At 59.6% G+C, this 14473-nt stretch carries 7 protein-coding genes; 6 read left to right on the forward strand and 1 reads right to left on the reverse strand.

What is annotated here, in order from left to right; genetic code table 11:
* Entirely contained in the window at positions 1 to 6546 is a 6546-nt protein-coding gene (locus C7I56_RS06825) for an MBG domain-containing protein (protein ID WP_106639819.1), read from the reverse strand.
* A gap of 397 nt (positions 6547 to 6943) precedes the next feature.
* Between C7I56_RS06825 and C7I56_RS06830 the strand changes: the two genes are divergently transcribed.
* The 6 genes from C7I56_RS06830 to C7I56_RS06855 all read left to right on the forward strand — a co-directional run bounded on the left by C7I56_RS06830 (position 6944) and on the right by C7I56_RS06855 (position 14379).
* Positions 6944 to 7663 carry a prepilin peptidase gene (locus C7I56_RS06830; RefSeq protein ID WP_245409622.1) on the forward strand — a complete coding sequence of 240 codons (720 nt, stop codon included), beginning with the start codon at positions 6944 to 6946 and terminating at the stop codon, positions 7661 to 7663.
* 118 nt (positions 7664 to 7781) lie between these two features.
* A complete protein-coding gene (gene phoU, locus C7I56_RS06835) occupies positions 7782 to 8489 on the forward strand; it encodes a phosphate signaling complex protein PhoU (RefSeq protein WP_106640187.1) in 708 nt (235 codons plus the stop codon).
* Between the two features lies 1 nt (position 8490).
* Positions 8491 to 9183 (forward strand): phosphate regulon transcriptional regulator PhoB, encoded by a 693-nt coding sequence (gene phoB, locus C7I56_RS06840; protein WP_106639821.1) that lies wholly within the window; start codon positions 8491 to 8493, stop codon positions 9181 to 9183.
* On the forward strand, positions 9161 to 9946 hold the full coding sequence (locus C7I56_RS06845; protein ID WP_106639822.1) for a PDZ domain-containing protein: 786 nt from the start codon (positions 9161 to 9163) through the stop codon (positions 9944 to 9946). Before phoB ends, C7I56_RS06845 begins: the two co-directional genes overlap by 23 nt.
* A 177-nt stretch (positions 9947 to 10123) precedes the next feature.
* Positions 10124 to 11638, forward strand: a complete 1515-nt coding sequence (locus C7I56_RS06850) for a hypothetical protein (protein WP_106639823.1) — start codon at positions 10124 to 10126, stop codon at positions 11636 to 11638.
* A gap of 80 nt (positions 11639 to 11718) precedes the next feature.
* Entirely contained in the window at positions 11719 to 14379 is a 2661-nt protein-coding gene (locus C7I56_RS06855) for a TonB-dependent receptor domain-containing protein (RefSeq protein WP_106639824.1), read from the forward strand.
* Positions 14380 to 14473: the final 94 nt, after the last annotated feature.

The raw sequence follows: 14473 nt of genomic DNA on the forward strand, positions 1-14473 counted from the left end.
TCAGCTCGATGTTAAAGGGCATGGCGCAGGTTGCGCGGGCAAGTTGGCTGGATAGATGCTGAGCGTCTCGTTTTCGGGCGAGCAGTCGCGCAGGAAGCGGATGGCCGACACGCGATCGGTTTCGACGTTCGGAATATGCCTTTCGATAACCGGGAGGCCGGCCACCTGATTCGTCGGATCGTCGCCCTGTCCCGTCGCGGGGCGCGGCATGACCCTCAGCGTGGCTCCGACAAACCTCAAATCGTAATTGCTGCCCGCCGAGAGCCCATTATTGGTGATGGCATAATTCCCCACCCGCGAGTTGGTCGTCGCTGCCGTCGTCAACCCGCCGGTCAAGGTGTCGTTGTTGACCAGGCCCTGCGCCGTGAAGGTGAATTCCGGATTGGCCTCACCATAATTGCGAACCTTGTTATCGGCGGTCACGATCAGGGTGCGAGGAACGACCTGCAGGCTGCCGTTCCTGAAGGTCAGTGTGTAGTTGCCGCTCGCCGTCAAGCCGCCCTGAGTGATCGCATAAGCGCCGACATTCGATGTAGCCGTCGCCTCGGTCGCGAGATCGCCGAGCAACTGGTCGCCGTTGACGAGACCGATTGCGTCGAACCCCAGGAGCGGATTGGCATCGCCATATTGCCGGCTCTGATTCTTCGCAGTCACGATCAGCGCACGCGGAGTGACTTGCAAAACGCCGTCCTTGAACGTCATCACGTAATTGCCGCTCGCGGTCAGTCCGCCTTGCGTGATGGCGTAATTGCCAACGTTCGATGTCGTGGTCGCCGTCGTCGTCATCGTGCCTGAGAGCGTGTCACCATTAACCAGGCCGTCAGCGACATAAGTCAGCGCTGGGTTGCCATCTCCATACACACGGCTTTGGTTGCTGGCCGTCACCAGCAATGCGCGCGGCGTCACTTGCACATTGTTGCCGACATAAGAGATGGCGTAGTTGCCGCCCGCAGTCAGATCGTTCAGCCCAATCGCATAAGAACCGACGTTGCTGCGGATGTCCGCAAGGGTCGAAAGGCCGCCCATCATCAGATCGCCGTTGACGAGGCCGTCGCCCGACACCGTGTAGGTGAGCGCCGGATTGGCATCGCCATAAGTGCGGCTTTGGGCATGAGCAGTTACGACGATGTTTCGCGGCAGAATTGTCAGGGTACCCGGCGTGAATGCGATGCTGTAATTATCGCCAGCGCTGAGTGACCCCAGTTCGATGACATAATCTCCCACCTTTGAATATTGCGTTGCCTTCGTGAACAACTCCCCGGTCAGCTCATCTTCGCCCAAAAGGCCGGTGGCGGTGTAGGTGAAGATCGGGTTGGCTTCGCCATATTTGCGTGTGAAGTCATTCGCCACGACGGTCACAAGAATGCCCCGCCGGTCGATAACCCAGGTGCCGGTACGACGCTCTGTCACCGTATAATTATTGTTGGCGAGTTCACCGACGACCGTCAGCGTGTAGCTGCCAACCCCGTCTGTGCTGGTCAGGTTGAAGCTGTTCGACAGGCCGAGAAGGTCTTCAACCGTATCTCCGTTCACCAGCCCAACAGCCGACAGGCCAGGGTTCGTCACCACATCGCCATAGATCGAGCTGCCGCCAAGCGCCGTCACCGTAATGTCGCGCTTGCCGATCACCCACTGGCCGTTCTGCCGGGTCACCTCATAATTGTCGCCAATGAGGCTGCCGTTCACCGTCAAGGTGTAGGTGCCCGCATCGCTCGCCTGCGTCAGATTGAAGCTGTTCGACAGCCCAAGCTCTTCAACCGTGTCGCCATTCACCAGATTGTCAGCCAGCAGACCCGGGTTCGTCACCACATCGCCATAGGTCGACGAACCACCAAGCGCCGTCACCGTCAGCGCACGCTTGCCGATCACCCACTGGCCACCGATCCTGTCGGTCACATTGTAATTGGCGTTGGTCAGCACACCGTCCACGCTCAGCGTATAGGTGCCAGCATCGCTCGCCTGCGTCAGGTTGAAGCTGTTCGCAAGACCCGTCAGCACGGACGCGTCTTGGCCGTTCACCAGCCCAACAGCCGACAGGCCAGGGTTCGTCACCACATCGCCATAGATCGAGCTGCCGCCAAGCGCCGTCACCGTAATGTCGCGCTTGCCGATCACCCACTGGCCGTTCTGCCGGGTCACCTCATAATTGTCGCCAATGAGGCTGCCGTTCACCGTCAAGGTGTAGGTGCCCGCATCGCTCGCCTGCGTCAGATTGAAGCTGTTCGACAGCCCAAGCTCTTCAACCGTGTCGCCATTCACCAGATTGTCAGCCAGCAGACCCGGGTTCGTCACCACATCGCCATAGGTCGACGAACCACCAAGCGCCGTCACCGTCAGCGCACGCTTGCCGATCACCCACTGGCCACCGATCCTGTCGGTCACATTGTAATTGGCGTTGGTCAGCACACCGTCCACGCTCAGCGTATAGGTGCCAGCATCGCTCGCCTGCGTCAGGTTGAAGCTGTTCGCAAGACCCGTCAGCACGGACGCGTCTTGGCCGTTCACCAGCCCAACAGCCGACAGGCCAGGGTTCGTCACCACATCGCCATAGATCGAGCTGCCGCCAAGCGCCGTCACCGTAATGTCGCGCTTGTTGATTTTCAAAGTACCGACATAAGCAATACGTGATGCGCCGCCTATCTGCCGCGTGCCGGAAACACCCGATCCCGAAATGGCGTAAGATCCTACATTAGTGCCTCTATCGGTGCTCGTACTAAAACTTCCCGTTCCAGTTCTCGAATTCCAGAACCCATCGCCAATGTAGCTGATCGGCGCACCGCTCAGGACGGAATTGTCATCGCCATAAATGCGTGACAACTCTCCGATATAGACGCCCACCACTCCCGAAACGCCATAGAGTTCGGGCATGTAGGTTCCGTCTGCGGGCGCCCAGGTACCTGCAATATCCCATCCGGCGAACGTTCTCTGATCGCGCATCTGCGCGTCGGTCCTGCCTTCGCCGCCATCGCTGGTTTGGACGCCGCTTGTCGTAAGGTTCCAATAACTATTTCGAACAACACCAACGCTCCCCTCGTCGGTGCCGTTTCTACCGACAAGGCCGCCGAGAATCCCCTCCTGCCCCTGCTTCGTTACCACTCCCGCAGCATAGGTGAAATCAATAGCCCCGCTATTTTCACCGACAAGGCCACCGGCAATGCCGTTTGAAATCCCCCTGAGGGTAACGCTTCCAGTAGAGTAAGCCAGCCTGACGGCCTCGGTATTAACGCCCACGAGGCCGCCGACAAAATTGTCGCCAATGACCTCGCCGCTTGCATAAGCATGGCTTATGAGAACATTATCCACACCTACCGGCTTATAGTTCTCGCCGACGAGACCCCCGACCCTCGTATTCCCAAAAACGTCGCCACTTGCGAAGGCGTTGGTGAGCATACCTGAATTGACGCCCACAAGACCGCCGACCCAATAATTACCCTGCACACGACCAGTGGCGTAAGAATCGATCACCACAGAGTTAAGATTACGCCCTACGAGGCCGCCAATGGCATTACTGCCCTCTACGCCACCTGTAGCATAACTGCGCTCAATCCGTGCTCCGGCATAATTGTATCCTGCCAGCCCCCCTACTTCATATCCCTGTTGAGTTGGATCTCCGTCGACAGGCGAAGACACTTTTCCTGTTGCCCGAGACTCCGAAATTATCGCTTGGGCGCCGTGATTTGCCCCAACTAGTCCGCCCGCACGAGCGACCCCGAAAACCGTGCCACTCGCTGACGATCGCGAAACAAGTCCCTCATTTGTCCCGATGAGACCACCGACATTCCCCCTCGTCGCAGTGACCGCGCCCGACGCGCTGGAATCGAAAATTTGCCCATGCGTGATACCGTCGTCAAAATTATAACCAACAAGCCCCCCGACAGCAGTACGCCCGTCTACTGAACTGCTTGACGAAGAGTTCCTGATGAGGCCGTAGTTCGTACCGACAAGGCCACCCGCCGCAAAGTCATCGCGATCATCGTCAATTCCCAATTTGAGAACGTGATTAGCCGAGGAGGAGTTAAGTATGGTTCCACGATTAGTCCCGACAAGTCCGCCATAATCGATCCAACCCTGGACCAATCCCCCAATTGCAGTTGAATCAGTTAGCGTACCGCTCCAGAGAACGCCGACGAGGCCGCCGAGGCCGACGGTTTGAAGTCGAGCACCCGTTACATCTGCGGACGAGGTAACGTGAGATATCATTGCTCCAAGTGATGTGCCAATAAGGCCGCCGGTCCCCCTGCCCCCAGAAACCAAGCCGTCAGAATGAGAATAGGTGACGGTTCCACCAATAGTGAAGCCAATCAGACCGCCGATGTTTCCTCCCCAATTCGCACTGCTTACAACATTGTCTGTCGAACTGTTCGTTACGGTGCTATGCTCGGATCGGCCGATCAAACCGCCGGCGCTCAAAGTCCCTTGCACTTCTCCGTAGGCGTGGGTGTCGTTGATCATCCCTTTTGTGCTGAGACCCAATACACCGCCCGTGTTTTCGCCGGTTAGTATTTGCTCCTCAAAGATGTCGCCCGTCCCATAGGAAACCACATTTGCACGGGATATGACATTGTCGAGAATGAACTCGTCAATTTCACTTCCGCCGCGACCCAAGATGCCGCCCACGTTGAGCTGGCCGGTGACTGAAGCGCCGGTCAGCGCCTGTGCTTTACGGATTGTGCCGGTACTGTGCCCCATCAGTCCGCCGACATCCAGCTTGCCGCTGACATGGGAATTGGAACGGACGTTCAGGAGGTCGCCGCTACCAAAACCAGCAAAGGCACCGACCAGATAAGTTCCGCTTATCGAACCATTGAGCAGCCGGGTATCGCGGATACTGCCTATCAGGTTCGTGACGAGGCCGACGGCCTTTCCGCCGTTGAATTCGCGGGCGTCGATCATCAGGTCATCGATGCTGTTGCCCAGACCTGTCAGAATGCCGGTGAAGCCGAATGTTCCCTCGCCGATAGGCTTAAAGCCCTTAGAACCATCGCCATTGTTCCAGCCTGCGGTGGCGGATGCATTGATATTTTCGGCGAGCGCGTAATAGCCGGCCCGGTTGAGATCCATGTCCTGTAGCTGGTTGATGTCATGGATCAGCGTGTAATTCTGACCCTCGATGTTCAGCGTGGCGTTCGTGCCAGTCAATGTAATGCGCGCTGAGTTATCGAGATTAACGAAATAATCGCGACCTGCGCCATGATCGAGGACGAGGCCGGCATCAGTGCCATATGCGGTAATATTGGCATTGATGTGGATGTCACGCTCGGCCGCCAGAGTGAGCTTCGTGCTTCCTTCCCAAGTTATTGCATCGTTCACGATGATGTCGCCGGTGCCCCCAACCGTACCAGCCAACTTCCTGATTGTGACGTTATTTTCGTCAAGCGCATTCGATAACGCGGTGCCGCTGATATTGCCGGCAGAGCCGACGGTAAAATCCCTAGAACTGATCAGCCAGTTACCTGTCGCGCCACCATTACCGAGTGTCGTGATCACTGCATCGCCGGCGACTGTTACTTGGGCAGACGAGGTTCCAATTGTCCCTCCCGCACCGGCGACTGACGCACCGATGAGCACCGTGCCTGTGCCGATAGACACGCTTGCACCTTTAGCGTCACCGATAGTTATCGTTCCACCTGCACCACTTTTTGTCAGCGCGGAAATTTCGGTGCTCGAGGTGTTAATAACTCCTCCGGTGCCTGCGGTCAGGAATACCCGGCCATCGACCGATGCCACTCCGGTCGCCCTAATTATGCCTTGGGTGGCGCCAGCGAGTGCAAAGATGTTACCACCATTGGCTCTCAGCTCCGCTACCGCAGCTTGGATCGTTCCGTGATTGTGGATAGTTCCGCTTGGGGCGGCAAACGCCACCCTTAGGCGGCCGTCCGCATGCGCAGTATTCGCGAAAGTGAAGGTGGACCCAGCGGCCAGCCCGACTGTGCCATTGCTGGCGATCAGCGTGCCGTGATTTTCAACCTTCATCGCACCGAGTATGATATCGCCGCCAGCAGCGCCGATTTGGCCCAGATTAACGACGGCTTCGGTCGAGGGGCCGTTGAATTCGTTGCTGCCGTTCTGGAAATTTTCGTTCGTGATGCCCAAAGTCGAACCGACGAACGATCCGCCAACATTGATGACCCCGTCCTTGCCGACTACGATGCCGTTCGAATTGATGAGATAGACCGATCCCGTAGCGGTCATTTCACCGTTCAGGTACGATGTCGATGTCCCCTTTACACGGTTTAAAGTCGCGCCCGATCCGTTGTTGAAATGAACCTTTTCATTTTCCCCAATCGAAAAGGTTTGCCATTCGATGATCCCTTTATTGGAGAATTGCTCAATGTTGAGCACGCCACCTGACGGCGTTCCGATCGAGATATCGCCCGAAACCACATTCCCGCCAGAAGGCAGGGCAACCTGTGCCGACGCCGGAGCTGCAACGATCAAAAGGGGCGGCACCAGAGCAGTGGTACCCAACAGGCGCCAGGAAACTTGATCGGAAACGTGCGTGGCAACGGCATGGCGGGTTGCCGCCGGGTTCGGCGCAACGGTCATTTCAATTCTCCTGGAATTTATCGATCGGGCAGTTCAGGCCCCGAATGGCGGGGCAAAGTGCATCAAGGCCGATACTTGGCCGAAACGACACGCATCGCGGACGCGCAAAATGCGAATTGGGCGGACGAACCGCGCGCTTTGACGATATTCATGATCACCCCCGCGATGTCCATTCGACATCTCTCGACTGCCAAAACTAACAGGATCGTTAATCGGGCATCAACCATCTTGGTCGCGTGAACATCCATTTTTATCGCAAAACTTGGTTACCAGCCGGACATATCGAATTCCGTTCTAGCGATGATCTTGGTGGACCATTTTCCATAAGCCGATAGAAGCACAGCTAATTTCGTTGGGGTGGCAGATGTCCTTTGTTCCTGCTTCATGGCTGCTGTCTGTGCTGCTTTTCATCGGCGGGGCGGTAGTGGGCAGCTATCTCGGGACGATCCTCATTCGATGGCCCTTAGGGCAAAGCGCCACCACCGGGCGCTCACATTGCGATGGATGTGGAAGGACGCTGGGGACGCTGGACCTCATTCCCTTATTGTCCTTCGTCATCGCGCGTGGGCGATGCCGGGCTTGTGGCGGCAAGATCGACCGCAAGCATTTGATGATGGAGATAGGCGCGGCAGGCGTCGGACTGATGGCTGCGCTGGCGCATGGCTGGCCGATCGCATTGCTATCGGCCTGCCTAGGCTGGTGGCTGCTCATCCTCGCTGCCCTTGATGCCGAACACCAATGGCTGCCTGACCGTCTGACCCTGCCCCTGTGGCTCGCCGGGTTGGGGGCGGCGCTCCTGAATGCCGGTCCTTCGCTGACGGATCGGCTGATCGGGTCCATTGCGGGGTTCGCGATATTGGCCACCATCGCTTTTTCCTATCGGCGCATTCGTGGGCGTCAGGGGCTGGGCGGTGGCGATCCGAAGTTGTTCGGAGCGCTCGGCGCCTGGCTCGGTTGGCAGCATCTTCCTTTCCTGCTTCTCTTCGCCTCGATCCTTGGCCTCGCATCCGCTGCCTTGGGCCATGCTCGCGGTCAGGTGATCGAGCGGCACTCTCGCCTGCCCTTCGGTACTTATCTCGCCATTGCGGGGTGGATTTTGTGGCTGCTTATCGCCTGAACCATTTTCATTGAACGGTCACAGGATTGTAATCGAAGTCACGCGCAACACCCCTAACGCATCTGCTTGAACTACAAGCAGCCGTGCCGCGTCCGCGCATGGCGGGGAGAGCGCGATGATGACAGTGCCGGCCGCGCATACGGTAAAGGCGTTCGACGATGATCTCGAGCGATTGCGCGCGCTCGTCGCCGAAATGGGCGGCCTTGCCGAAGCGGCTTTGGGTCACGCCACCGACGCCTTGATCCGCCGCGATCCGTCGCTCGCCGCCATGGTGGTCGCCGAGGACCGCAAGATCGACAGGATGGCGACCGAGATCGAGCGGGAAGGGGTCTGCATCATCGCACTGCGCGCGCCGCTGGCCGACGATCTGCGTGAAGTCGTATCGGCACTCAAGATTGCGGTGCTCATCGAACGGCTCGCCGATTTTGCCAAGCATATTGCCGGCCGCGTGACGGTGATCCAGGATCATCGCGGAATCGAGCCCCTCTCAGTCCTCCCGGCCATGTCGGTCACGGTGAAGGATGTGGTGCGCACCGCCCTCGACGCCTTTGCCGCGCGCGATCCGGAACCCGCGCTTCAGGTCGGCCGCCAGCGCCGCATCGTCAGCGATTTCTACGACAGCCTCTTTCGTGCGCTTCTCACGCACATGATGGAGGATGCGCAAACCATCACGCCCTGCGCCCACCTCCTCTTCATCGCGCAAAGCCTGGAACGCATTGGCGATCATGCCGCGATCATCGCGGAGGTCGTTCACTATGCGGCCACCGGTGAGCGGGTGCGCGACGATAGCGACGACACCGATCCTTCATCCGCCGGAACACGATAATATGCCCAAAAGCCGTATGCTCATCCTGGAGGATGATGCACCCCTCGCCCAGCTTCTCACCTATAATTTCGAGCGAGAGGATTTCGAGGTTCAGCATACGCCGAGCGGCGAGGAAGGCCTGGTCCTTGCGCAAGAATTTCAGCCGGACGTCATCCTGCTCGATTGGATGCTGGAGGAATTGTCGGGGATCGAAGTGTGCCGCCGGCTCCGCCGCACGGGTAACACGGCCAATATCCCCATCGTGATGCTGACGGCGCGCGGCGAGGAAGCGGACCGCGTGCGCGGCCTCGAAACCGGAGCCGACGATTATGTGACGAAGCCGTTCAGCCCGCGCGAACTGGTCGCGCGGGTGAAAGCCGTGCTGCGCCGCGTGCGCCCGGCGCTTGCAGGGGCGATGCTCAATTATGCCGACGTCGAAATGGACATTGCGACCCACAAGGTGCGCCGCAACGGCCGTGTCGTCCAGCTGGGGCCGACCGAATTCCGCCTTCTCAAGCATTTCATGGAGCATCCCGGCCGCGTCTTCTCGCGGGAGCGCCTGCTCGATAGCGTCTGGGGGCGCGATGCCGATATCGAGGCGCGCACGGTGGACGTGCATATCCGCCGCCTCCGGCTCGCCCTCAACGACTTTGGTGGCAAGGATCTCGTCCGCACGGTAAGGTCGGCGGGCTATGCTCTCGACCACGAACGTTAGGATCGCGCCCGCGACCACCGAAGCCGAACGGAAACGCCAGCGCATCGTCCTCATGGGCGGTGGCGCCGTGATCGCGGCTCTCTTGGCCTATCTATTCTGGCCGGTCGAAAATACGTCGTCCGCGGTGGACGTGGAGGTGGTCGCGCCGCCCGCACAGGCTGTACCCGTGCCACCCCCGCCCATCGCGCCACCTGTCGCGGCTGCTCCCCTGCCCGACTATCAATTGTTCGGCATTGGCGGCGGCGGTGAAAAGGGCCGCGCGGCGATTATCGGCTTGCCCGGCGGCGGCCAGCGTGTCGTGCCCGCCGGCCGTGCGATCGGCCCGGGCGTCACGATGAAAGAGGTGGGCGCCGACTACGCGATCTTGGCGACGCCGGGCGGCGAAAAGCGGCTTGAATTCAGAAAGGCGGGGCAAACCATCACGCCAAGCCAGAGCATTCCTCCGGCCACCGGAGGCTTTAATGCGCCCGCCCTCGCCACGCCCGCAGCGCGGCAGCAAGCGACCACGCACTATCGGTTGGGTATGGAGCCCCGGACACAGGGAGCGAATATCACCGGCTATCGTATAAAGGGCGCCAACCTTCCCTTGCTCAGCGCCGCCGGATTACAGGCGGGCGACACGCTCCTTTCCGTCAATGGCGAAGCGCTGGACAGCGAGGAGCGCTTTTTCGCTCTGGCGGAAACCTTAAGCTCCACGCCCACCGCGCGCATCACATATGAACGTAACGGAAAGACTCTGACTGCAGAAGTCAAACAACGGTGAAGCATTACATTCACATGACAAAAATTTAACAGAAATAATACTCAAAGTATCTCATATCAGAACACGATTGTTCCTTTCCTGTAATATTACCGCCACATACTGTCCCTAACCCCATCGCAACGGAATCGCACTTTCCGCGACCCGGAACGACAACTTGTTTCAACACAAGGGGGTTACATGTCTTCTTTCCGTAAATTACTGCTCCTCGGTATCGCCGCGCTTCCTCTCGCGGCTTGCGGCGCCGATGATATCGCTTCGCCGGGCGAAGGCGTGATCATTCCAGGACCGGGTGGCGGTTCACCGACCCCGCCGCCGCCGCCCGCTCCCGGCACCCCCGCGGCAACCTGCCCGACCGGTACGACCGACGGCGGCGAAATCCTCGCCAATCGCCGCGTCTGCCGCCTTCCCAACCAGATCACCGGAAACACCGTCGTCCGTAACGCGCAGGGCGTCGCTTATGCTCTTTCGGGCCGCGTCAACGTCGGCGTCGACGTCGGCGGCAACGGTCAGGCCGCTGGCGGTCAGGCCGCGACGCTGACCATCGAACCGGGAGCCGTCCTGTTCGGCGCGTCCGGCGCGGACTTCCTGGTCGTCAATCGCGGTTCGCAGATTTTCGCGGAAGGCACGCAGACCAGCCCGATCATCTTCACCTCGCGCCAGAACCTCGCCGGCTCGGCAACCGACAGCAGCTCCAACCAATGGGGCGGCATCATCCTGCTCGGCCGCGCACCGATCAGCAATTGCGACGGCGGCGCGACCGGCGGCTCGGCAAGCTGTCAGAAGCTCGTCGAAGGCCCGGGTGCCAATGCCTATTATGGCGGCGATGTCGCGGCGGACAGCAGCGGCTCGATGCGCTATGTGCAGATCCGCTACACCGGCTTCTCGCTCATCGAAGGCAACGAGCTTCAGGGTCTCACCACCGGCGGCGTCGGCTCGGGCACGAACCTGCAGTTCATTCAGATCCACAATAGCGGCGACGACGGCATCGAAATCTTCGGCGGCCGCCACAACATGAAGAATATCGTCATCACGGGCGCCGACGATGACAGTCTCGACACCGATTTCGGGTATAAAGGCTTCATCCAATATGTGATCGCCATCCAGCGTGATCAAGCCGCTGGAAATAGCGGCGACACGATCATCGAAGCGGACTCAACTGACGACGGCCTGTTCAACTCCACTCCGCGTCAGAACACCCGCCTTGCCAACTTCACCTTCGTTCAACGCCGCACCGGCCGCAGCGCCATTCTGCTTCGCGGCGGCACCGATTATGCGCTCTACAACGGCGTTGTCGTCGGGCCGACCAACTGCCTCGACATCGACACGGCGGAAACCGTGCAGACGACGGGTGACGATGAAGCCGGCATTCCGCGCTTCAATTCGGTTGCCTTCTCCTGCCCGACCGCCTTCGATCCGGACTCGGACGATTTCGAAGGTCCGACCTTCAACGCGGGCGCGAACAACAATTCTGCTCTCGTCTCGACGCTCACCAACCTGTTCGTGAACGGTGCGAATGAAACCGGGGTTCAGGCTTTCGCCACCCTCTCAACGATCAGCGCCTATTTCACGAACACCAATTATATCGGCGCCGTCCGGGACGCGTCCGACACCTGGTATCGCGGCTGGACCTGTGACTCGGCCTACGCGCCGTTCGGAAGCAACGCCGCCTGCACCGCGATCCCGGTGAGCTGATAACAACATCCAAATGACCGGGGGCGGTGGTGAGAGCCGCCGCCCCCTTTTTCTCATTCAAATCCCAGGGGGTCTTACCCATGCCGACGGCGCTCAAATTCGGGAGCCTGCTGCTCCTCACCACCGCGCTTCATGCGCCTGCCGCTTTTGCCCAGGACGCTGCTAATGTCGCCGAAACCGACACGGGCGCCGCGCTCGAAACCGCAGTACCGGACGATAGCGCCGAAGACCAGGGTATCGTCGTCACCGGCAATATTCCCGAAGTCATCCGTGCGGCCCCCGAAGTCGTGTCGGTCCTCTCGGCGGAAGACATCGCCCGCACTGGCGACGGCGACATTGCCGGGGCGCTACAGCGCGTCACGGGCCTCAGCGTGGCGGGCAACGGCTTCGTCTACGTGCGCGGTCTTGGCGATCGCTATTCGCTCGCCCTTCTGAACGGCCTCGCCCTGCCCTCGCCTGAACCGCTGCGCCGCGTTGTGCCTCTCGACATCTTTCCCACCAGCCTTCTTGAAGGCACGGTCGTCCAGAAAAGCTATTCGGTGAACTATCCCGGTGAATTTGGCGGCGGCGTGATCGACCTCACGACGTCGGCAATCCCGCGCGAGCCGTTCCTGTCGTTCGGCGCCAGCGTCAGCGGCGACACGGAAACGACTGGCCAGCTTGGATATACCTATTATGGCAGCGATACCGACTGGTCGGGCTTCGACGATGGCGCCCGCGACATTCCCCTTCCGCTCCGCGAGGCGATGAATGCGGGCGTCCTTATCAACGAAGGCGAGACCTTCAGCCGCGGCGACATTCAGAATATCGCGGCAAGCCTGCTCAATTCGGCGACGACCGTCGTGCAGCGCAACGACAATATCCCCGCCAATTTTTCTGCCGATCTGAACGGCGGCACGACCTGGTATGCAGGCGATGTCGAACTGGGCGTGATCGCATCGGCCGGTATCAGCAACAGCTGGAAAACGCGCGACGCTATCCAGCAATCGGGCGGCCTCAACACGGTCGCGAGCGACTTCCGCTCCGTCCGCACCGACAATCGCATGGTCGTGAACGGCCTGTTCGGCCTTGGCGCCGAATTTGATGGCAACACGCTGCGCTGGACCAACGTCTATATCCGCGACACGCTGAAGCAGGCCCGCCTCGCCGCCGGCTACAGCCTGTCGGTTGGTGATCCGAACCCCGATCTGCCGCCGCAGCTCATGCGCCAGGGTACGGCGTGGTTCGAACGCCAGCTGATCAATTCGCAGCTGGTCGGCGAATTCGACATCTCCGACGTCGAAATGGACGTTCGTCTCGGCTATGCCAACTCACAACGCGAAGCGCCCTATGAGCGCAATTTCAGCTATCTCTACAATGAAGACGTCGAAGATTACGTCAATAACCTGACCGCCACGGGCCAGAGCGCGACCGTTTCATTCAGCGACCTCAATGAAGACGTCTATAATGCGGCAGTCGATTTCAGCCATCGGGTGGACGGCACGCGCCTGACCCTCTCGGGCGGCCTCGCTTACCTCAACACGCACCGTAACTCGGTTCGCCGCGACTTTGCTTATCGTCCGGCGGACAGCCTCAGCGTCGCCGTTTCGCAGTCGCGGCCGGATTATCTGGTGTCGGATTTCAACATCTACACCTATGATATCCTGCTTGTCGAAACCTCGGCTCTCGCAGGCGCTGCGGCTTATGAGGCGGATCTCGAAATCTTCGGCCTCTATGCTCAGGCCGCAGCAGATCTGTCTTCGACGGTCAGCTTCAATGCCGGCGTTCGCTATGAAGACGGCAAGCAATCCGTCGCCCAGATCGATCTGTTCAACCAGGGCGGCATCGTTCAGCCCGCCCCGGTCGAAAAGGGCTATTTGTTGCCCGCCGCGACGCTGACCTGGAATATCAATCCGGACATGCAGCTGCGCCTCAACGCGTCGAAGACATTGGCGCGCCCGCAATTCCGCGAGCTGGCACCGCAAATCTATCTCGATATCGAATCCGACCGCCAGTTCATCGGCAACCCGTTCCTGGTCGACAGCCAGCTCTACAATGCCGAAGCGCGGTACGAATATTATTTCGGCCGCGAACAGCGCCTCAGCCTCGCCGGCTTCTTCAAGCGGATCGAAAACCCGATTGAGGCGGTCGCGTCATTCGCCGGTGGCGGCACGCTGCAGACGACCTTCGCCAACGCGCCGAAAGCCGATCTTTACGGGTTTGAGGTGGAGCTTCAGAAGTATTTCCCGCTCGACAGCGTCGGCGGCTTGTTCGGCAACCGTCGCGCAGTGGTGATCGCCAATTATACGTTCAGCGACTCTGCCTTGAAGGTCGACGCGGACGATGAAACGATCATCAACGACAATCGCGGTTATCGTCCGGCGTCAGAAGTGTTCGGCAACGGTGATCCGTTGACGGGTCAGTCGAAGCATCTCGCAAACCTCCAGCTCGGGTTCGAAAATACCGATCGCCTTTCACAGCAAACCCTTCTCCTCACTTATGCGAGCGAGCGCGTGACGAACCGCGGTCCCGTCCTCGGGACGACCCGGCAAGCGGATATCGTGGAACGCCCCGGCCTTCGTCTCGATTTTGTGGCTCGTGAAGGCTTTACGGTCGCCGGCAAGGATCTTGAGCTGAAATTCGAAGCCCGCAACATTACGGGCACCGACTATCTCGAATATCAGCAGGACGACATCCGCATCATTAATAACGGCTATGACGTTGGCACCAGCTTCTCATTGGGACTGGGCGTGAAGTTCTGATGCCGAGGGCCGCCCGCGACTTAAGTTGCGGGTGGCCCGCTCGTCCATTCGACTCAGCCCAGCGCGCAGGGCTCACGGTTCGTCGGAAGCTCAA

It is taken from the genome of Allosphingosinicella vermicomposti (assembly GCF_003012815.1).
Classification (GTDB): domain Bacteria; phylum Pseudomonadota; class Alphaproteobacteria; order Sphingomonadales; family Sphingomonadaceae; genus Allosphingosinicella; species Allosphingosinicella vermicomposti.